This window comes from Pseudoalteromonas sp. S558 (assembly GCF_005886635.1).
GTDB lineage: Bacteria > Pseudomonadota > Gammaproteobacteria > Enterobacterales > Alteromonadaceae > Pseudoalteromonas > Pseudoalteromonas aliena.
Genome location: NZ_PNDU01000305.1, coordinates 1 through 19,484 on the forward strand (window position 1 = coordinate 1; position 19,484 = coordinate 19,484).

General features: G+C 38.8%; 22 protein-coding genes and 1 pseudogene. 8 read left to right on the forward strand and 15 right to left on the reverse strand.

Features of this window, described 5'->3' with window-relative positions; genetic code table 11:
- Positions 1-143: 143 nt before the first annotated feature.
- The 10 genes from CWB66_RS17715 to CWB66_RS17760 all read right to left on the reverse strand — a co-directional run bounded on the left by CWB66_RS17715 (position 144) and on the right by CWB66_RS17760 (position 8,683).
- On the reverse strand, positions 144-1,238 hold the full coding sequence (locus CWB66_RS17715; RefSeq protein ID WP_138586404.1) for a flagellar basal body P-ring protein FlgI: 1,095 nt from the start codon (positions 1,236-1,238) through the stop codon (positions 144-146).
- A gap of 12 nt (positions 1,239-1,250) precedes the next feature.
- The gene (gene flgH, locus CWB66_RS17720) at positions 1,251-1,934 is read right to left on the reverse strand and encodes a flagellar basal body L-ring protein FlgH (protein WP_077537211.1); all 684 of its coding nucleotides are present in this window, start codon (positions 1,932-1,934) and stop codon (positions 1,251-1,253) included.
- Between the two features lie 17 nt (positions 1,935-1,951).
- Positions 1,952-2,740: a flagellar basal-body rod protein FlgG gene (gene flgG / locus CWB66_RS17725; RefSeq protein WP_077537210.1), complete on the reverse strand. Its 789-nt coding sequence runs from the start codon at positions 2,738-2,740 to the stop codon at positions 1,952-1,954.
- Positions 2,741-2,761: 21 nt separating this feature from the next.
- On the reverse strand, positions 2,762-3,505 hold the full coding sequence (locus CWB66_RS17730) for a flagellar basal body rod protein FlgF (RefSeq protein WP_077537209.1): 744 nt from the start codon (positions 3,503-3,505) through the stop codon (positions 2,762-2,764).
- Between the two features lie 306 nt (positions 3,506-3,811).
- On the reverse strand, positions 3,812-5,164 hold the full coding sequence (gene flgE, locus CWB66_RS17735; RefSeq protein ID WP_138586405.1) for a flagellar hook protein FlgE: 1,353 nt from the start codon (positions 5,162-5,164) through the stop codon (positions 3,812-3,814).
- A 57-nt stretch (positions 5,165-5,221) separates the two neighbouring features.
- Positions 5,222-5,899 (reverse strand): flagellar hook assembly protein FlgD, encoded by a 678-nt coding sequence (locus CWB66_RS17740; RefSeq protein WP_138586406.1) that lies wholly within the window; start codon positions 5,897-5,899, stop codon positions 5,222-5,224.
- A gap of 13 nt (positions 5,900-5,912) precedes the next feature.
- Positions 5,913-6,344 carry a flagellar basal body rod protein FlgC gene (gene flgC / locus CWB66_RS17745; RefSeq protein ID WP_077537206.1) on the reverse strand — a complete coding sequence of 144 codons (432 nt, stop codon included), beginning with the start codon at positions 6,342-6,344 and terminating at the stop codon, positions 5,913-5,915.
- A 2-nt stretch (positions 6,345-6,346) separates the two neighbouring features.
- Positions 6,347-6,757, reverse strand: a complete 411-nt coding sequence (flgB, locus tag CWB66_RS17750) for a flagellar basal body rod protein FlgB (RefSeq protein ID WP_077537205.1) — start codon at positions 6,755-6,757, stop codon at positions 6,347-6,349.
- 139 nt (positions 6,758-6,896) lie between these two features.
- Positions 6,897-7,730 carry a CheR family methyltransferase gene (locus tag CWB66_RS17755; RefSeq protein ID WP_138586407.1) on the reverse strand — a complete coding sequence of 278 codons (834 nt, stop codon included), beginning with the start codon at positions 7,728-7,730 and terminating at the stop codon, positions 6,897-6,899.
- Between the two features lie 20 nt (positions 7,731-7,750).
- A complete protein-coding gene (locus CWB66_RS17760; RefSeq protein ID WP_138586408.1) occupies positions 7,751-8,683 on the reverse strand; it encodes a chemotaxis protein CheV in 933 nt (310 codons plus the stop codon).
- 141 nt (positions 8,684-8,824) lie between these two features.
- Here CWB66_RS17760 and flgA point away from each other — a divergent pair, with 141 nt between their 5' ends.
- The 3 genes from flgA to flgN all read left to right on the forward strand — a co-directional run bounded on the left by flgA (position 8,825) and on the right by flgN (position 10,352).
- On the forward strand, positions 8,825-9,532 hold the full coding sequence (gene flgA / locus CWB66_RS17765; RefSeq protein WP_138586409.1) for a flagellar basal body P-ring formation chaperone FlgA: 708 nt from the start codon (positions 8,825-8,827) through the stop codon (positions 9,530-9,532).
- Positions 9,533-9,607: 75 nt separating this feature from the next.
- On the forward strand, positions 9,608-9,928 hold the full coding sequence (flgM, locus tag CWB66_RS17770; RefSeq protein WP_077537201.1) for a flagellar biosynthesis anti-sigma factor FlgM: 321 nt from the start codon (positions 9,608-9,610) through the stop codon (positions 9,926-9,928).
- Positions 9,921-10,352, forward strand: coding sequence for a flagellar protein FlgN (gene flgN, locus CWB66_RS17775; RefSeq protein WP_077537200.1), 432 nt, complete (start codon positions 9,921-9,923; stop codon positions 10,350-10,352). Before flgM ends, flgN begins: the two co-directional genes overlap by 8 nt.
- A 429-nt stretch (positions 10,353-10,781) precedes the next feature.
- Here flgN and CWB66_RS17780 read toward each other — a convergent pair whose 3' ends face one another.
- On the reverse strand, positions 10,782-11,240 hold the full coding sequence (locus tag CWB66_RS17780) for an LPP20 family lipoprotein (RefSeq protein ID WP_138586410.1): 459 nt from the start codon (positions 11,238-11,240) through the stop codon (positions 10,782-10,784).
- Between the two features lie 141 nt (positions 11,241-11,381).
- Between CWB66_RS17780 and CWB66_RS17785 the strand changes: the two genes are divergently transcribed.
- Positions 11,382-12,575, forward strand: a complete 1,194-nt coding sequence (locus CWB66_RS17785; protein ID WP_138586411.1) for a flagellar assembly protein FlgT — start codon at positions 11,382-11,384, stop codon at positions 12,573-12,575.
- Between the two features lie 5 nt (positions 12,576-12,580).
- Here the strand turns inward: CWB66_RS17785 and CWB66_RS17790 are convergent, their stop codons facing one another.
- On the reverse strand, positions 12,581-13,483 hold the full coding sequence (locus tag CWB66_RS17790; RefSeq protein ID WP_077537197.1) for a LysR substrate-binding domain-containing protein: 903 nt from the start codon (positions 13,481-13,483) through the stop codon (positions 12,581-12,583).
- 112 nt (positions 13,484-13,595) lie between these two features.
- Between CWB66_RS17790 and CWB66_RS17795 the strand changes: the two genes are divergently transcribed.
- The 4 genes from CWB66_RS17795 to CWB66_RS17810 all read left to right on the forward strand — a co-directional run bounded on the left by CWB66_RS17795 (position 13,596) and on the right by CWB66_RS17810 (position 17,613).
- Positions 13,596-14,324, forward strand: a complete 729-nt coding sequence (locus tag CWB66_RS17795) for a glutathione peroxidase (protein WP_077537196.1) — start codon at positions 13,596-13,598, stop codon at positions 14,322-14,324.
- A gap of 54 nt (positions 14,325-14,378) precedes the next feature.
- Positions 14,379-15,827, forward strand: a complete 1,449-nt coding sequence (locus CWB66_RS17800) for a dihydrolipoyl dehydrogenase (RefSeq protein ID WP_138586412.1) — start codon at positions 14,379-14,381, stop codon at positions 15,825-15,827.
- Between the two features lie 141 nt (positions 15,828-15,968).
- Positions 15,969-16,901, forward strand: coding sequence for a DHH family phosphoesterase (locus CWB66_RS17805; protein ID WP_138586413.1), 933 nt, complete (start codon positions 15,969-15,971; stop codon positions 16,899-16,901).
- 115 nt (positions 16,902-17,016) lie between these two features.
- Positions 17,017-17,613, forward strand: a complete 597-nt coding sequence (locus tag CWB66_RS17810; RefSeq protein ID WP_138586414.1) for a DUF4303 domain-containing protein — start codon at positions 17,017-17,019, stop codon at positions 17,611-17,613.
- A gap of 18 nt (positions 17,614-17,631) precedes the next feature.
- Here the strand turns inward: CWB66_RS17810 and CWB66_RS17815 are convergent, their stop codons facing one another.
- The 3 genes and pseudogenes from CWB66_RS17815 to CWB66_RS17825 all read right to left on the reverse strand — a co-directional run.
- The gene (locus CWB66_RS17815; protein ID WP_138586415.1) at positions 17,632-18,024 is read right to left on the reverse strand and encodes a hypothetical protein; all 393 of its coding nucleotides are present in this window, start codon (positions 18,022-18,024) and stop codon (positions 17,632-17,634) included.
- Positions 18,025-18,318: 294 nt separating this feature from the next.
- Positions 18,319-18,726, reverse strand: a complete 408-nt coding sequence (locus CWB66_RS17820; RefSeq protein ID WP_138586416.1) for a hypothetical protein — start codon at positions 18,724-18,726, stop codon at positions 18,319-18,321.
- Positions 18,727-19,155: 429 nt separating this feature from the next.
- Positions 19,156-19,484, reverse strand: a pseudogene (locus CWB66_RS17825) (hypothetical protein); the annotation flags it as partial.

The following is a 19,484-nucleotide window of genomic DNA, read 5'->3' on the forward strand; positions in this document are numbered from 1 at the left end:
CATGTTTGGCATTTATGCTGCGTTATCGCCTATTTATGGGGAATAACCACACTACATAGGCTCTGCCTTGCCTAAATACCAAACAGTCTGCTGCAAATTTAACCTCGAAAGATAAACAGGCCCTAGGACTTATTTTTAACGATTTATATAACCACTAGCTGGCCGTTGATAGCCCCGGCTTCTTTTAATGCTTCAAGAATAGCCATTAGATCACCCGGTGCTGCGCCAACTTCATTAATTGCACGCACCAAATCATCAAGGCTTACACCTGGGTTAAATACAAAGGCCCGAGAGTCATCTTGCTTAACATCAATAATACTTTGTTGCGTTACAACAGTTTCACCTTCGCTTAGCGGATTTGGTTGCGATACGTTTTGTTGCTCAGCAATAGTGACGGTTAACCCGCCATGCGTTATGGCCGCTGGCTGTAATTTCACATTTTTACCTATTACGATAGTGCCTGTACGTGAGTTAACTATAATTTTTGCCGCCATATCAGCCGGTTTAAATTCTAGATTTTCAAGCGTTGATAAATACGATACACGCTGTGATGCATCTCTTGGGGCAATTACACGAATAGAGACCGAATCAATTGCTTGAGCGCTATTTGGGCCAACCAAATCATTTATCGTTTCTTCTAGGCGTTTTGCAGTTGTAAAATCTGGACGATTTAAGTTAAAAGTAATGTAATCCCCTTGCATAAAGGGACTTTTAACAGCCCGTTCAACTGTTGCACCATTAGGAATTCGGCCCACAGTCGGAGTATTAATAACGACTTTACTGCCATCTAGACCCTGCACACCTAACCCTCCAACAATAAGACTTCCCTGCGCAATAGCGTATACATTGCCATCAACACCTTTTAAAAAAGTTTGTATTAAAGTCCCCCCGCGCAAACTACCTGCGCTACCGATAGATGAGACTGTAATATCGATTGTTTGCCCAGGTTTTCTAAATGCAGGCAATTCTGCGTGTACTGCAACAGCTGCGACATTTTTGATTTTAGGCTTTAAATTAGCGGGTAATGTAATACCAAAATTACTTAACATTCCTTTAAAGCTTTGTTGTGTGAACTGACTTTGTTCGCCAGTGCCTGGTAAACCAACCACTAAACCATAACCAACTAATTGGTTAGAGCGCACACCTTCCACCATAGAGATATCTTTAATACGTTCTGCATTTGCCGAAAATTGGCTTGCGAATAAAACGATTAAACAGAAAAATTTAAATCCATTCATATTGAATGTCCTCTAAAAAGGAAAGAGTGAGCTTGTGAAAAAGCGCGTTAGCCAACCGGCTGTTTGCGCTTCTTGCGTTTGCCCTTTACCCGAATACTGAATACGTGCATTAGCAATTCGGTTTGATTCTACGGTGTTATCTGAGGTTACATCTTGCGGGCGGACTAAACCTTCTAGACGAATAAACTCTTCACCAGTATTCAGCGTTAACCATTTTTCACCACGGATAACTAAATTTCCGTTTGGTAAAACACGCATTACGTTTACAGATATATCGCCAACCAAGCTGTTTGACTGGTTGGATTTTGAATCACCTTTAAAAGAAGAATCGCTGCCAATACCAAATTGAATGCTGTCACCGCCAATATTAACCGGTAAGCCCCCTAAGCCAACAACAGGGTCAAGGCTTGCATCGGTTTCTTTATCTGTTTCTGTTTTTGCAGCTTTTGTTGCTTGAGTCGATTCTTGTAGTTTAACTGTAATAATATCGCCAGTGCGCAGTGCTTTTCTATCTGCATACAAGTCGTTAGATACGTTTACATTAAACAACGATCCCGTTGCTACAACAGGCTCTAAATTAGGTTCTGGGTACATTGGTGCGTAGTAAGGGTCGTCTTGAACCACCTCACTATTAGGTGTTGATATACAGCCACTTAAAAGCAAAGTGCCTGCTGTAAATAGCATGATATTACGCATAAACTGCCCCTTAAACCTTATAATTGCTGATTGATATAACTCATCATTTCATCAACTGCTGAAATTACTTTTGAGTTCATTTCATAAATTCTCTGCGTTTCAATTAGGTTTACTAATTCTTCGGTTACATTGACGTTTGACGTTTCAAGTGAGCCTTGAATAATCGTACCTAAACCCTCAACACCCGGATTGCCTTGTACAGGCGCACCACTTACTGCCGTTTCGGTATATAAGTTTTGCCCTACAGGCTCTAGACCAGATGGATTGATAAAGTCACTAATCGTCAGCTGACCAATAACAACGTTTTCGGCTTGCCCTCCAACCTTTACTGACACTTCACCATCTTGAGATATAGTTATCGACTTTGCGTCATCTGGCACATTCATTTCTGGCTGAACAACATAACCCGCACCCGAGGTTACAATTCGTCCGTTACCGTCAGTTGTAAATTGTCCATTGCGCGAATAAGCAATATTGCCATCTGGTTGCAGTACTTCAAAAAAGCCAGGACCTGAAATCATCCAATCTAATGAGTTTTCAGTAGTTAGCATGTTGCCTTGTGAGAAGTTCTTTTGGTTAGCAACCACTTTCGCACCAGCGCCAAGCATTAAACCAGACGGCATTTCAGTGTCTTGCGACGAACGTCCACCTGGTTGATTAATATTTTGATAGAGTAAATCTTCAAAAATTGCGCGGCTCTTTTTATAACCAACAGTACTTGCGTTGGCTAAGTTATTTGAAATAACCGAAATATCAGTTTGTTGAGCATCAAGCCCTGTTTTACTTATCCACAATGCTGGATTCATAATAATGTCCTCACTTTAAAGCTAAACTATGCGTAATAACTGATCTTGACGTTCGTCAATTTGTTCAGCTGTTTTCATTAGTTTCACTTGTAATTCAAATTGGCGTTGATGGCTGATCATATCGACCATTTCGTGAACTGGATTCACATTCGACATCTCTAAGCTACCACTCAATACTTTTACATTGGCAGACGTCTCAACAGTTTGATCTGGCTTTGGTCTAAATAAACCATCATTGCCTTTTTCAAGCTGTGCGTTATTTGCTTCGACTACTTTAAGTCTACCTATCTCTTCTAAAAAAGTAGCGGGTGCGCCTTGCGGACGAACTTGAATTGCACCGTCTTCACTAAATGCAATTTTTTCAATTGGCACTGGTAATATAACGGGACCACCTTCGCCAATAACTTGACGACCACCGCTTGTAACTAGCATGCCTTCGGCTGTGATGTTGAGCGTACCTACTTTTGTATATGCCTCATTTCCTGATGCATCTTGCACACTAAGCCAAGCGTTATCACTCATTGCGATATCTAAGTCACGACCGGTTTGAATAATACCGCCCGATGCCATGTTTGAACCAGGACGTTCTTGCATTGAAAATACACGCGTTGGTAAACCCTCACCAAACGCTTGCATAGAACGCGCTTGTGCAAAATCGGATTTAAACCCAGTTGTATTAGCATTCGCCAAATTATTGGCTTTAAGTGCTAACCCTTGCAGGCTTTGTTTTGCACCAGACGCCGCAATGTAGACCATTTTGTCCATAACATCGACTCACATAAAAAATCTCTAATTAAGTAAATGCAAAATAGATGCCAAAGAAGTATGAAATTGAAATTGACGCGTTTTGAGGGAAATAATGGTAGTTATATCAAGCTAAAGGCAGCTATTTTGATGCAATCACCCTGTATTAAAAATAAAAATGGTGACACCACTTAAGCTAATTTTCTGTCTAATAATGATAAAAAACCGCTGTCGAAATAGATGATTTTTATATCCTATTATTCTAACTCCAGATAATAAAAAAGGCTGCAACAAGGCAGCCTAGTATTTAGTCGATAAAAATTTAAATTATCGTATCTGTAAAATGGCTTGCTGTAGTGTTGAATTCACTTCCAGCGCACGTGAATTGGCTTGGAAGTTACGTTGTGCACTAATTAAATCAACAAGCTCATTTGTTAAATTAACATTTGATTGCTCTAATGCTGATGAGTTAATTTTGCCAAATGCACCTGAATTAGCTTCACCGGCTATCGGCTCACCAGAAGTTAAACTTTTCTTCCAAGAAGTATTTCCGACTTGTTGTAGGCCTTGAGAATTAGAAAAACGAGTTAATGCGACTTGCCCTAAATAGGTAGAGTCGCCATTACTGTAAGAAGCAACAATTTTTCCATCTACGCCAATATCAATATTCGCTAATCGACCTACTGCGGCACCATCTTGATCTAATACTTTATTTTCAAAAGCCCCTGCATGCTGTGTTGGTATTTTTGAAGATGTACCAGCTTCGTCACGCCAATTTATTGTTACATCATTAGGAAAGCTTGCGCCATTACTCAAAAGTCCTGATATATTTGCACCAGTTAACGTGACTGGGTTGAATGTATTTCCTGTATTTAATGCACCATTGGTATTAAGTGGTATGCCATTAGCATCAAACTGGAATGTTGAAATTGGGTTATACGGCGCTGTAGGTTGTGCACTACCATCTGGGTTAAATGGTTGACCGTCTAATGTGGCAAAGGTTTGCCATTCGTTAGCATTACCTGTAACAGTCGAGTCTGTTTTCACAAAATACAATTGCATTGTATGTGCTTCACCTAACGAATCGTACACGTTCGTTGAGGTAGAGTGAGTAAATGACCCCGTTTGAGTTGGGTCAAATGGCGTAATTGATGGTGGCGCTTTGGTTGAGTCCAATCTAAACGATGAATACACATTTGTTGTAGCACGCGGTGAACCAGATGAGTCAGGGATCTGGATTGCTGTAGAGGTACTTAAGCTCACCGATGTTGCATCGCCACTGACTGCATCAACAGGGAAACCTTGTAAAAAATTACCCTGTGAATCAACGATAAAATTATCTTTATTTAATTTAAATGCACCAGCACGAGTAAAGGTTTGATCTTGTGAGCCAAGCTCTGAACTAAGCGCAAAGTATCCATCACCACCAATAGCAAGGTCGAGCGAATTTTTCGTACCTAAAGTTGAACCTTGGTGAAATTGTTGAGATACCGATGTTGTTTGCACACCATCCCCAGCTTTAGTTTTACCTGAAGTAAACACTGACGATGCATAAACATCAGCAAATTCAGCGCGAGACTCTTTAAAGCCAGTGGTATTTACATTAGCAATGTTATTAGCAGTAACATCCAAATCTTTTTGTGCGGCAGCGATGCCAGTTAACGCAATATTGAAGCTCATAATTGACCTCTAAACTATTAATATTTAGCCTTAGGCTAGAAATATACTTTAAATACTTTATGCAATTTCTGCGACATCAGTCAGCTTAATCGCACCTTCTTTGGTGTTAAGAATAATGCCATTAGCACCATTAATACTTACGCTCTCAATGTTTTTATATGAGGCTATAGGCAAGCTAGTAAACTCCTCCCCCATACTCCCTTCAGCTTTTATGCTATATTCTCCCGTAGGAAGACTTTCGCCAGCTTCATTTTTTCCATCCCAGTTAAATCGTATGCCACCCGCTGCTTGAGTGCCTAACTCAATAGTTCTAACAAGTTGTCCTGACGCATCCGTAATACTGAGTTTCAAATCTTTAACAGGCCTTTCAGCTGCGATTGTGCCTTTGGCTTCACCACTGCTGTTAAGCTCTAATGTACTTGATCCGATTAATGCCTTCTTACCAACAAGGGTTGATGCCTGCAACGCCGAGTTGGAGGTCATTGAAGCTGCCAAAGACTCAAATTTTGAATTTAGATTTGAGATACCTTCAGCCATGGTAAAATTTGTCATTTGCGCAATCATTTGATCATTGTCAGCTGGCTTGCTGGGATCTTGAAACGACAACTGCTGCGTTAACAACGAGAAGAAATCTTCTTGGGTTAATGCATCACTTTTCTTTGCAGTTTCCGGCTGTGTATCCTGCCAACGCAAAGAGTCCGTATAGGATGTAGAGGTATTAATATCGTTACTCATGGTCTACCCTCATTTACCGCTGGCCCAATAGCAGTGTTTTACTTAACATTTGCTTAGCTGCATCTGCAACTTGCACGTTTGTTTCATAGGAGCGAGAGGCTGAGATCATATTCGCCATCTCCTCAACAACATTAACGTTAGGTTTATAAATATAGCCATTTTCATCCGCACTTGGATGGTTTGGGTTATATTCAATTTGTAATGGCTTGTTACTTTCAACAACGCCTAACACTTTAACGCCAACAGCCGATCCCTGCGGATTACTTACTGATGCTGACGCCTTAGTCAGCTCAGCTGCAAACACAGGTTGCCGTGCTCGGTACGTTTTGTCTTGAGAAGAACTAATCGTATTTGCATTAGAGATATTACTAGCCGTGGTATTTAAACGCACATTCTGTGCGCTCATACCTGAACCGGCTATATCAAAAACATTGTATAAACTCATAATTAGGCTCCTTGACTACCGAGTGCTTTTTTCAGACCTTTAAATTTGCCACCTAGAAACTGTAAGCTGGCCTGATACTCCATAGCATTCTGTGTATACAAGTTTCGTTCCACTTGTATATCAACAGAGTTGCCATCGCCCGTATCTGTTTGATTTGGCATACGAAATAACTCAGAATTACCGACACTACGAGTTCCACCAGCAATATGTTTAGCATTGGTTCTAACCATTGTATTGCCGCTTTGTTGGTTTGATTTTGCCGCTTTTAATGCTGTGGCAAAATCGATATCTTTTGCTTTGTATCCCGGCGTATCAGCATTTGCAATATTGGCTGCAATTACTTCTGCTCTTTTTGAACGGATTAACATCGCTTGCGGATGCAAACCTAATGCTTTATCAAAACTGATAGCCATGACCATCTCCAAAAAATTGACTTGTCTTATATAAAGCAAAAAATAAGCCATATATAAAAGCAACAAAGCTATTTTTATAAGGGGATGTATTTAAAAGAAAAATGACACTGAAAGTGTCATTTTATAGAAGGGGAAAACATTAAACTTTCTTTTGGTAAATAATTCCAGGATTACAGCGTACCATATCAAATTCATCACTCAATCCGGTCATCGACTCCGATGCGCCCAAAAATAGATAGCCTTTTGGATTGAGTGCCTGAGCAAATTGTTTAATGATTTTAGCTTTTATCTCAGGTGCAAAGTAAATCAGCACATTACGGCAAAAAATAATATCAAACTTACCCATTAACGCATAAGAATCAAGTAAGTTTAGGTGCCTAAAGCTGACTTGTTTTTTAACCGTATCATTTATTTGTGCCATGCCATTGCCGCTGTCTTTAAAAAACTTCTTGCGGCGTTCAGCTGAAAGCCCTCGTGCTAAAGCAAGGGCGTCATATTCGCCATTTTTGCACATATCCAGCATAGTATTAGAAATATCAGTGCCTATGATTTGAGCCCCCATACGTAACGCATTGGACTGTTTAGATTGATATTCAGACACAGACATCGCAATAGAATAAGGTTCTTGCCCTGAAGAGCTGGCCGCAGACCAAATTTTTAATGGCCGCTTCAAATCTTTAAATTCTGGGAACAGCTTACTTTGAAGAAGCTCAAATGGATATTGATCTCTAAACCACAATGTTTCGTTGGTTGTCATTGCATCAACGACAGCAGCACGAAGTTGACGCTCATGTGGACCAAGCGTCTTACTAACTAATTGCGATAAAGATTCTACATTGAATCGAGCCATTAACGGGGCGAGCCGACTTTTAACTAAGTACTGTTTATTTTCGCCTAAAACAATGCCGCACTGTTGCTCTAAAAACAAACGAAATTGATCGTATTCACCTTGCTGCAAATCTTTATTATTCAAGTTAATGACACCTATTCAGATTAATCACAATGAACCCATTTTTTAACTGCTGTAGCTAGTTCATCTGGGTTGAATTTCGCAATAAAATCATCTGCACCAACCTTTTCAATCATTGCTTGGTTAAAAACACCACTTAAAGAGGTATGTAAAATAACATGCAATGGAGCAAGCTTAGGATCTGCTTTTATTTCTGCGGTTAACGTATATCCATCCATTTCTGGCATTTCTACATCAGATATAAGTAGCGCAACACGTTCCGTAATATCATTTTTACAGTCAAGCTTTGCTATTTCTTTTAATCGAATGAGTGCTTCTTTACCATTTTTAGCAAGCTCTATTTGAACACCTAAAGGTTCTAGCGCTCTTTTAACTTGGTTACGTGCAACAGCAGAGTCATCAGCGATAAAAATAATTCGCTCGCCTAAATCTTTTTGCATGTCACCACTTTCTGCAATTTCAGCACTTACTTCAGTATCAACTGGGCAAATTTCATTAAGTATTTTTTCTACGTCAAGTATTTCAACAAGCTCGTTTTCTATTTCAGTTACTGCTGTTAAATATGAATAGCGCCCTGCACCTGATGGTGGAGGCATTATTTTTTCCCAATTCATATTTACGATACGCTCTACACCGCCAACTAAAAAGCCTTGAACTGTTCGGTTATATTCAGCGATTATTATAAAACTGTCTGTAATATTTTCGATTGGGCGTCCACCTACAGCCATAGACAGATCAATAACTGAGATAGTTTGACCACGAATATGAGCAACACCACGAATATAAGGATTAGACTTTGGCATACTCGTTAGTGGAGGACATTGAAGCACTTCTCTCACTTTAAATACGTTAATACCAAAACGCTGCCTACCCCTGAGCTTAAATAATAGTAATTCTAGGCGGTTCTGCCCAACCAACTGAGTGCGCTGGTTTACTGAGTCTAAAATGCCTGCCATTCAAATCTCCTAAAGAAAACAAGTATTACGGAATGATAATTGCTTTCTGTTTATAAAGCTTACATAACATCACGGGAGCGTCTTTTTTTTGACGCAAAATATTTATACCCTGTTTGAAACCATAAGCATAGTCGAAACATTATGAGTTTGTTAAAAAAAATCAGAAGATACAGTGTTTTTTATTTTGTTGCTAGCCTCAGTTTAGTATTCTCTGTACAAGCCAAAGTCTTTGATAAAGATTTACTGCAGGAGATGGCTATATCTTATGTTGCAGCTCAAATTAATATTTCAAACGATACGCAGCTAGACTTAAGTGCTTTACCACTGGATAGTCGCATACCAGATCGTACCTGTAACACGGAGCCTGAGCTTTTAATTCCTAGCGATCCGCCCTTTAATCGCCAAGTTACACTACAGATAAAATGTAACGATGCGCAAAGCTGGGCACAATATGTACACGTTAGAATAGTCGAAATGGCACCAGTTGTGGTAACGAGCACAAATTTAGCGCGAGGTGAAATTATAACAAGCTCTCACCTCACCATTGAGATGAAACCCACGCATTTTATAAGAGCGCAATACTTAGATGATCTAAAAGTACTTATTGGCAGTCGCAGTAAGCGAAATATAAGAAGCGGCACGCCCGTATTATTGAATCAAATATGTATGGTCTGTAAAGGCGACCCTGTCACTATTTATGCTAATATTAAAGGACTTAGAGTAAAAACCTCAGGTATTGCTTTAGAAGATGGAATACTTGGCGAGCAAATAAATGTTAAGAACAAAAAAACAGGTAAAGTTTTAAATGCACGAGTAGATGGTGTAGAGTCCGTACAAGTGAATATTTAATATAAATTTATACTAAAGTATCCTATGGATATGCCGATAACTTAGCATAGTTGGGTAATATACAGGTTTATTATTATGGTCAATCAAGTTAATAAAGGTAATCAACAAGCAAGTGTTTTAACTAACACTAAACAGCAAAAAGTTGATTTACAAAGAGATAATACAAATACACAAGTGGCTCAGTCTGCTTCACCTAAAGCTGCAAGCGACTCGGTAAGCATAACACCACAAGCTCAACAATTAAAAACACTTCAAGACAAAGCGCAACAGTCGACTGGTTTTGATAGTGACAAAGTGGCTGAGTTGAAAAAAGCAATCACTGAAGGTAAGTACCAAATTGATAACGAAAAGCTTGCTAAAAATTTAGCTGATTTTGAGTTTGACGTGTATGGCTGATCATAACGGTTTAATTACAATTAAGCTTAATGAACAAGTTGATTGCTTGGATTCTTTACATGACTTATTGAACGAAGAACTTAATTCGATAGCATCGCGACGTGGTGAAGGTTTAAAAGAAATTGCCCAACAAAAAATGTCTTTTTTAACTAAGCTAAGCTCTCTCGATAAAGAATTAAATACACTAATAGCAAGTAATGATGAGCAATCATCAAATGTTAAAGATTTAATTACACTCATACGCAAAAAACTTGAGCAATGCCAAAAGCAAAATGATGTAAACGCGCATGCTGCACATCAAGCCCAACTTAGCGTAAAACAATTAAAAGAAATTTTGATTGGTGCCCCCTCTTCTATGACCTATGACCAAGGTGGTAGCGTAATTAATACTGATAATAAGTTAGTGCATAACTTAAAAGCGTAAAATTAAACCTGTAAGCGCCCTACTGATATTATTAGTGGGGCTTTTTTATGCTCGATTGGGGCGTGATGATCTTTCAAGGTTAAAGTTTTTATTATTCTAAATAAAAATTTTAACGACATTATAGGGTAATTTAATTAATTAAATCGTTCAAATACCTATGTCGATTACTATAAGTGTTATTCGCGGCGTGATATTTGTAGCCTAAAAAAGCAGATAAAATTTGAACAAAGCTGCTGACGCTCCATTCGACACCCCAGTAAACAACATGAGTAACCCTTCTAAGATGAAACCCGAGGGCTGCACATGTTTGGCATCTATGCTTCCTTGTCAATCACTTGCGAGGGACAACCACACTGCACTACACCGACTCTACCTTGCATAAATACCAAATAACCTGCTGCAAAATCAACCACAAAAGTTCAACAACCCCTAGTAATAAGTCACTTTTTTAACTTCACGTGGTTTAATTTCACCTATGTATAAATCGTGTACGCGTTTCATATTAAGCTCAAGCTCTGTTATATATGTATCGTTTACTGCATAGGTTTTTATGATTTGTGCACCTTTAATAATGCCATGTACCTTACTTTGTAAGTAATCATCTTTTGCTATTGAGCCTTCAACCGTGGTGCCTGCGGTAATTTGTTGTCCGTAAACTTGCTCTGTTAACTCTCGGTAAGCCTCTAATTTTGAGGCTTTAATAGCCATCAATTGCTTTTGTGAGCTATTACTTCCCTGTTGCAAGCTAATGGGTGCGTACCCTACTGCTTTTAAAGTTGGGTAATTATTTGGCTCTACATATTTATATTCAACATGTTTATCAAAAACGCTACTGCAACCACTTAAGGTTAAACAGCAAAGTGTAATAAGTAATGTAATTACGCGCATAGTACCTAGCCCTTAAATATTAATTAACCTAACTTATGCACGTTTAATGCCATTTATAGTGTTGTTTTAGGCTTTGACATAATATTGGTACAGTCCTTGCTCTAACCAATACACTAGCTAAAGTTTAATGGGAGTAAGAGTATGAAATCGTTTTTATCGTTAGCATTTGCGGGGTTAAGCGCAACGGCATTATTAACGTTTTCGCCTTTTACAAAAGCACAATGGTATGAATCGACCGGCCACGCACAAGTTCAAAACGGCGATGTGAGTGCAGCTAAATCTGCAGCAATAAAAGATGCAATTACACAAGCATTAGTCTTCTCTGGCGCAAGAGTCAGTTCAGTACAAACCTTAGTAGATGGCGTATTGATGCAAGATCAGCTAAAAATAAGTAGCCACGGCGAAATACAAAAAATTGAACTTGTTAGCGAAAATCAATACAGCAATAAATTTGCAATTACACTACGTCTCGATATTTTTTCTCAAACAGAGCACTGCCCACAAAGCAGTTTTAATAAATTTTTAGCCGTAACACAAAGTCAGCTTAATCATCGCGAGCAAGCTAGACTGGGTCAAATATTTGACATAAATAAAGCCGTTAGCAAAAATATTTTTACCTCATTACAAAAGTCAAAAATGAGCGCAGTACCTGTAGCCTATTACAAGAATGCGATTAAAGTTGATAAATACTTTTCTCAGCAGCATGACTACTCAAACGCGCAACTAGAAGAAATCGCTTCTCGCAGTAATGCACAATACGTTCTACTTAGCCAAATAACTAACTTATCAGCTAGCGACAAATTAAATAGCGATTACGCATTTTGGCAAGACGAAAGCTATCAACGTAGTTACAGCATTGAACTTGTCCTGTTTGACGGCACTACCTACGAACAACTTTGGCAAAACAGCTACCATAGCCAAGCGGTATGGCCATTTAAAAAAACAGCCATAGTAGATGTTAATAGTGATAAATTTTGGCAGTCGGCTTATGGACAAAATATTAATAATATAAACCAATCTATAAGCTACGATATTCAAGCTGCTATGGCATGTCTACCTACACAAGGTAAAATAATGCATATGGAAAACGGTAAAGTCGTTATTAATTTAGGCAAGGCGCATGGTCTAAAAAAAGGCCAAATGCTAAGCATTGCACATCATAATTATTTAACTGATGCTGCAGGTAATATTATGCCGCATACGGTGACTACTCTTAATACAATTCGCGTAGAGCAGCTGTATCAACAAACCGCTATTGCGGTCAGTATTGATGATAAACCGCTGCCAGGCGTGCAAATTAACGATGTAGTAGAAATAATCAGCCAAGACCTTTAAATATTTTAATTAATTTTTTTAGTCAATTTAGCTTTTAAATTAGGGTGAGCCGACAGCCACTCACCCAATTGTTCAACGCCCGATAAATGCGGATAATGTTTTCTACATGCAAACACCACATTCCGCTGCTGATTAGGAAATATAGGTAAATAATCAATTCCTATACGTTCAGTGCACGCCAACTTTGGAACAAATGTAATACCGTCATCCATAGCCACCAGCGCAAGTAAAGTCTCTAAACTATTCCCCTGATACTGATTAGATACGTCAACACCGGCAGAAAAACAAAACTTTTGGGCTTGATCTTTAAAGCAATGACCATCACTTAACATTAACAGGCTGCAATCTTGTAAGTCACTGAGTGATACTTTTTTATGCTTTGATAACGTATTGTCGTGCGAGACAGCAACCAAAAAGTCTTCTTTGTATAAATTAACAGTATGGTAATTTTTAAGCTCTGGCACATCGGCTAAAATTGCAAAATCGAGCTGACCACTATTAAGGGCCTCTAGAATAGTGGCCGTTTGCATTTCAATAAACGAAAACTGGCTATCAATAAACGCCGCTTTCATCGATGTTAATAACGCAGGTAATAAATAAGGCGCAATGGTAGGAATAATACCTATGGTCAACTTGCCTTGCAGTGGCTCGTTAGACGTAGCGGCAAGTTCTTTGAGTATTTGCGTTTGCTCTAAAATAATCTCTATTTGTGTCAATAAACGAGCGCCTTTTACTGTTAAGGTAACCTGCTTAGTTGAACGGTCAAACAAAGTAACGCCAAGCTCATTTTCGAGTTTTTTTACTTGACCACTTAATGTAGGCTGACTTACAAAACAGGCGTCAGCAGCTTTGCGAAAATGCTTATAGTGCGCTATTGCTTTTACGTATTCAAAATCTTTTAAGTTCATATTCAGCTCTAACTGATAGTTTATAACTATCAGTTTAATACAAACAAACGATTGGAACTATATTTAATTGTTCGCCATAATGGCTATCAACAAATCAAGAGGAACAAAAACTATGTTAAACAATATTGAAGGCCAAACAATCCCGAGCGTTACATTTGCAACTCGTCAAAATGACGAATGGAAATCAGTAACAACTGATGACATTTTTAAAGGTAAAACCGTTGTCGTGTTTTCACTACCAGGTGCATTTACACCAACATGTTCATCAACTCATTTACCACGTTACAACGAATTAGCGGGTGTACTTAAGCAAAATGGCGTTGACGAAATAGTATGTTTATCAGTAAACGATACCTTCGTAATGAATGCATGGGCTGAGCATCAAGAAGCGCAAAACATTACTTTATTACCAGACGGCAACGGCGAATTTACTGACGGCATGGGTATGTTAGTAGACAAGAACGACCTAGGCTTTGGTAAGCGCAGCTGGAGATACTCTATGCTAGTTAAAGATGGTGTGATTGACAAAATGTTCATCGAACCAGATTTACCAGGCGACCCGTTTGAAGTATCTGACGCTGATACAATGCTTGACTACATTAACCCTAAGCAAGCTAAACCTGAGCCTGTAAGCATATTTACTAAACCTGGCTGTCCATTCTGTAAAAAAGCGAAAGCGCTACTAACAGAAAAAGGCTTCGCATACGAAGAGATCACGATGGGCTCTGGCGCATCACTAACAAGTCTTAAAGCAATATCTGGTCGTGAGACTGTTCCACAAATATTTATTGGTGGTAAGCACATTGGCGGTTCAGACGATTTAGAAAAATACTTTGCTTAATTAAGTAAAAATTAACAGGGGCTTTAAAGCCTCTGTTTATTAAAGGAAAACGCTATGAAAGAATTGCAAACCGATGTTGTTGTTATAGGTGCTGGTACTGCTGGTTTAAGTGCTTATCGTAATGCTAAACAGTTTACACAAAACGTATTAATGATTGAATCAGGCCCTTACGGCACAACATGCGCCCGTGTTGGTTGTATGCCAAGCAAATTATTGATTGCCGCAGCGGAAGCCGCTCATTCAATTGAAATGGCCCCTGCATTTGGTGTACATAGCTCAAAACCTATCATTGACGGTAAGGCAGTTATGGCACGCGTTAAAAGTGAACGCGATCGCTTTGCAGGATTTGTAGTGGAAGCTGTAGATGAATTACCCGATGATGATAAAATTCGTGGTTACGCACAATTTTTAGACGCTAATCGCGTACAAATAGACGACCACACAATTATTACCGCTAAGCGCTTTGTAATAGCAACGGGCTCTCGCCCTTCATACCCTGGCGTATTTAATAATTTTGGCGACAAACTGGTTATAAACGACGACGTATTTGATTGGGATGACCTACCAAAATCAGTTGCTGTATTTGGCCCAGGTGTTATAGGTCTTGAAATTGGCCAAGCACTTAGCCGACTAGGCGTAAATGTAAAACTATTTGGTGTAGGCGGCGCAATTGGCCCACTTACCGACCCCGTAGTAAGAGATTACGCAAACACAGTTTTTGCTCAAGAATTTTTTGTAGATACCGACTCAAACGTGTCTGACATGATGCAAGTTGGCGACAAAGCACAGCTAACTTACACCGACAAACAAGGTGAAAAACACACCGAACAGTTTGACTACGTACTTGCAGCCACAGGCCGAGTACCTAACGTAGACAAGCTTGGACTTGAAAACACCGGCATTGAGCTTGATGATCGCGGCGTGCCCATTGCCGATGCACGCACTATGCAATGTGGCGACTCAAACATATTTATAGCGGGTGACGCTAGCAACATGATCCCACTGCTACATGAAGCATCGGATCAAGGTACTATTGCAGGACAAAATGCAGGGCGCTTTCCAGATGTACGAATAGGCTTGCGTAGAGCTCAAATTGCAGCGGTATTTAGCGATCCACAAATAGCAATGGTAGGCGAAAGCTACAAAAATATCACCGACCGTTTAGGTGAATGTGGTTGTTTTGAAGTAGGTGAAGTCAGCTTTGAAAACCAAGGCCGTAGCCGAGTAATGCTTAAAAATAAAGGCCACATGCGTGTTTACGCAGAGCAAGGCACTGGTTTATTTTTAGGTGCTGAGTTTATTGGCCCACAAGCAGAGCACATAGCACATTTACTAGCATGGGCCGTTCAAAATAAAATGACCGTACCACAAATGCTCGATATGCCATACTACCACCCTGTTATCGAAGAAGGGTTACGCACCGCACTGCGCGACCTAAACGCCAAACTTAAATTTGGCCCTGATATTATTAACCACTGTATGGAATGTGGCCCTGGCGCATAAACCATTTACCACATAGACACGCTCTAACAAAAGCCAAAGTATTTACTTTGGCTTTTTGTGTGTTTTTTTTAAGCAGATCTCTCAAAAAAAATATTAGCTGTTACACTCAATTGATATCTCAATTAAAAAAATGGAACAGCCATGCCCAATAATAAATTTAGACTAGTCACTCGCAGCGATTTTGATGGCATAGTATGCGCCGTACTGCTCAAAGACTTAGACCTAATAGACGACATTGTATTTGTTCACCCAAAAGACATGCAAGATGGGAAAATAGATATTACCGAAAACGATATCACCACTAACCTCCCCTACGTTGCAGGCTGCCACATTGCATTTGATCATCACCTAAGCGAAACCGTTCGTAACTCAAGCGACATTAAAAACCATATTATCGACCCACTCGCCCCATCGGCTGCTCGTGTTGTGTATGACTACTATGGCGGCGTAGAAAAGTTTCCAACTATTTCCACAGAAATGATGGAAGCGGTAGACAAAGGTGATGCAGCTCAGTTTTCAAAAGACGAAATATTAAACCCAACAGATTGGGTATTAATGAACTTTATTATGGATGCACGCACTGGCCTTGGTCGTTTTCGCGAGTTTAAAATTTCAAACTACCAATTAATGATGAAACTCATTGACGCCTGCAAAGATCAAAGCATTGAGAAAATACTACAAATGGAAGACGTAGCCGAACGCGTTGCTTTGTATAACGAACATAATCAACAGGCAAAAGAACAAATAAGCCGCTGCGCTGCAGTCCATAACAATTTAGTAGTGCTTGATTTAACTAAAGAAGAAACTATTTATGCCACCAACCGCTTTGTAATTTATGCCATGTACCCTAACTGCAATATCTCGATTCATAAAATGTGGGGGCTTAAAAAGCAAAATATTGTGTACGCGATTGGTAAATCAATCACTAACCGCAGTTCAAACACCAATGTTGGCGAACTGTGCCTTAAATACAATGGTGGCGGGCATTTAAATGCAGGTACTTGCCAAGTAGAAACAAACCAAGCCAAAACGGTATTAAGTGAATTAATTAATACAATTACAAGTGATGGTTAGTCAATAACACCATAATAGCTGGGGCGTGTTCTGGCTATTATGTAAAACATAGACCTCGCAAAACACCTCATATATTTATAGAATAATAACCCACTTAAAAGGAGTTATTATTTTGATGAACAATATAGAAAACTTTGAACAAACCCTATATTTAGATGCGAAAGCAGGATTCACTAAAATTGTACACGATCACGGTCACGATCTTTATGTACTCGGGTTTTATCACACTGGAAGCTACAGCCTGCTGCCAATGTTTAATACTTTATCCGATTTAAAAGAAGTCTTTGAAGAAGAATACGATAACGAAGAGGATGACTTTTTATTGGCAAAATGGAATCCGGATGACTTTCCTTCACTTGAAACCTACTCTGAATACTTTACCAGCACTGAAGAAGCTTGCTATGAACTCAATGATACAGATTTCAGTGTAACTGATGAACAATCACAACAGCACTGGCAACAATGGTTACAAGCATTAGAACGCGTGTTAATTCGTCTCGACACCGAAGGCGTGTTTACAAACGGCATTAATCGTAACAAAGTCACCTTAGCAATACTTGCATATGATGAAACCGAAGCCGTTCAATTTGAAAGAATCAAGCGCATTAATCCGCCCGCTGTTTTAGAAAGTGTTAAAACAGATTTTGAGACAATGATTGCCAGCCGCAATAAAGTAGAGCAATTAGTAATGGCAGAATTTGAGAATATGTAACAAGAGCGATAATTTTTATTAAAAATACCGCTTTGCTTTTTCACATGTAGCCCCTGATATTGGGATTGATAATTTACTCGCTTTATCAGGGCATAGCTTCATTAAAAGATTGACTGCAAAGCGCTCGCACCTTGGCAAAGTATACAGTTCATACTCTTGAGTAACACCAAGCGCAGATTGATAACTTAGCTGATCAAAGTATTCATTAGCACCTAAAGCAACAACTTTCTTTTTTGACTCTTCAGATGAGTGATAAATTTTATTTAGTATATCATTAGTAAAATCGACAACAGTGTTACTCTCAAATAAATTATTTTTCAAGGAGCAAACATTAAGATAAGGAGTCGCTTTGCCCACATCAAAATATACATCCCCCCCAACTGCAGACTGACTAAAAAGTATGATACCCATAGTACAAAGAGGCTTAACTAGTCGCACCTCTTATCTCTCCATATTTTAAGCAAACCATGTATGTTGCTCCAAAAAACAACAAACAAAACTATAAATAAGCTAACACTTGCCGATTCCGTTATAGCCCAGACTATAGTGACTGTAAGTGAGGTTAATAATACTGAAAAAACAAATGCAATTTGTACAATGTTTGTAGCTAAGTTTTCATCTGTTTTCTTCAGAATTATTTCACGTCGAGCATAATAATGTATACCAAGTAAGCAGATCAAAATAATGGCACATTGTAAAATCATCTTAAAGATCATCCAGCTTAATTAATCCTCTTAAAATAAGCTCGTTTTTCGCAGCAGCTTCATTTTTGCTTGAACAATAATATAAGAACGTAGAAAGAACTGTAATATAAGCTGTTGCGTACGAACTACCAACAAGTACTCTTGGGTTTTGTGTAAACTTTTTAGCAATTGATGCGCCAATGTTAGCTTTTGAAGCTTTTACAGCCATATCTTTAGCTGTACCTTTAATACCAACTTCTTTTATTTGTATAAGACCCTCGATAAGTGCTGTAGTACTAGAACCTACAACCATAATACCAAGTGATTTCGATGCGTTTGCCAACGTTTTATTTGTTTCAAAAAAAGATCTTAATTCGTTGTCTGTTAAGCTCCAACTAAACCACTTTGGTTTAAACGCAAGCTGAGCCACCAGACCATAAAGATAAGCTCTTGCGGGCCCACTTTTAATTGCTAGTACAGCCTCATTAACTTGTGACTGTTTGTAACGGCTTAACTGCCTGTAAGCAACTAGGCCAGTTAATATAGGTAATATACCGTCTTCATTTCTAATCTCTTTTTCAATTTTTTTTAGCGTCTAAAATGTTAATTAAAAAACCAATCGGATCTGATTTATATTGTTCTGTTACATGAAAAAACATGATTAAACAGGACAGCCACTCTAGTTGTACAAATAGTATTGTGTCATTAAATTTACTTTTTTGACCAAGAATTCACCTCTTTTTGTATTATTATTCACAAAGCACACATTAAATAAGTCATTATCACTCTTAAACCTAAATTACGCGCATGAAAATGACTGCATAATTGCAGTTTTAACTTTTATTGAATGGTTTTTAATTTATGCCAGTAGCTTTTCGCAGTTGCTAATATTTGTTCGCCGTTTACGCTTTAAGTTTTCACAGTAACTTGATTGTGAAGTGGGTCTCCCTACTGCACCATGAAATACGCGCGTAAATTGTGTGGTGAGTTTTAACCAGTTTTCAGGGGAAACATTAACCCTTTCGAGTAAGGGTAAGTGTGTACTTTTAATATACCCGCGTTTATCTTCTCGTATACAACGCCCTGTTAATTCAACAAGTTCAAGGTACGATTTAAGCTCAAACGGGAGTCCTTTTGGCATTATTTGACGTGGCATGCCTGCAAAGCGGAGCAGTTGTTTTGGTTGCT

Coding starts and splice junctions, on each gene's coding strand:
- CWB66_RS17815 (WP_138586415.1), bottom strand. CDS start 18,024: ATGGGTATCATACTTTTTAGTCAGTCTGCAGTTGGGGGGGATGTATAT.
- flgH (WP_077537211.1), bottom strand. CDS start 1,934: ATGCGTAATATCATGCTATTTACAGCAGGCACTTTGCTTTTAAGTGGC.
- flgN (WP_077537200.1), top strand. CDS start 9,921: ATGGCTGATCATAACGGTTTAATTACAATTAAGCTTAATGAACAAGTT.
- flgE (WP_138586405.1), bottom strand. CDS start 5,164: ATGAGCTTCAATATTGCGTTAACTGGCATCGCTGCCGCACAAAAAGAT.
- flgG (WP_077537210.1), bottom strand. CDS start 2,740: ATGAATCCAGCATTGTGGATAAGTAAAACAGGGCTTGATGCTCAACAA.
- CWB66_RS17715 (WP_138586404.1), bottom strand. CDS start 1,238: ATGAATGGATTTAAATTTTTCTGTTTAATCGTTTTATTCGCAAGCCAA.
- CWB66_RS17795 (WP_077537196.1), top strand. CDS start 13,596: ATGTTAAACAATATTGAAGGCCAAACAATCCCGAGCGTTACATTTGCA.
- flgC (WP_077537206.1), bottom strand. CDS start 6,344: ATGAGTTTATACAATGTTTTTGATATAGCCGGTTCAGGTATGAGCGCA.
- CWB66_RS17760 (WP_138586408.1), bottom strand. CDS start 8,683: ATGGCAGGCATTTTAGACTCAGTAAACCAGCGCACTCAGTTGGTTGGG.
- CWB66_RS17805 (WP_138586413.1), top strand. CDS start 15,969: ATGCCCAATAATAAATTTAGACTAGTCACTCGCAGCGATTTTGATGGC.
- flgA (WP_138586409.1), top strand. CDS start 8,825: ATGAGTTTGTTAAAAAAAATCAGAAGATACAGTGTTTTTTATTTTGTT.
- CWB66_RS17780 (WP_138586410.1), bottom strand. CDS start 11,240: ATGCGCGTAATTACATTACTTATTACACTTTGCTGTTTAACCTTAAGT.
- CWB66_RS17730 (WP_077537209.1), bottom strand. CDS start 3,505: ATGGACAAAATGGTCTACATTGCGGCGTCTGGTGCAAAACAAAGCCTG.
- CWB66_RS17810 (WP_138586414.1), top strand. CDS start 17,017: ATGAACAATATAGAAAACTTTGAACAAACCCTATATTTAGATGCGAAA.
- flgM (WP_077537201.1), top strand. CDS start 9,608: ATGGTCAATCAAGTTAATAAAGGTAATCAACAAGCAAGTGTTTTAACT.
- CWB66_RS17740 (WP_138586406.1), bottom strand. CDS start 5,899: ATGAGTAACGATATTAATACCTCTACATCCTATACGGACTCTTTGCGT.
- CWB66_RS17800 (WP_138586412.1), top strand. CDS start 14,379: ATGAAAGAATTGCAAACCGATGTTGTTGTTATAGGTGCTGGTACTGCT.
- CWB66_RS17790 (WP_077537197.1), bottom strand. CDS start 13,483: ATGAACTTAAAAGATTTTGAATACGTAAAAGCAATAGCGCACTATAAG.
- CWB66_RS17785 (WP_138586411.1), top strand. CDS start 11,382: ATGAAATCGTTTTTATCGTTAGCATTTGCGGGGTTAAGCGCAACGGCA.
- flgB (WP_077537205.1), bottom strand. CDS start 6,757: ATGGCTATCAGTTTTGATAAAGCATTAGGTTTGCATCCGCAAGCGATG.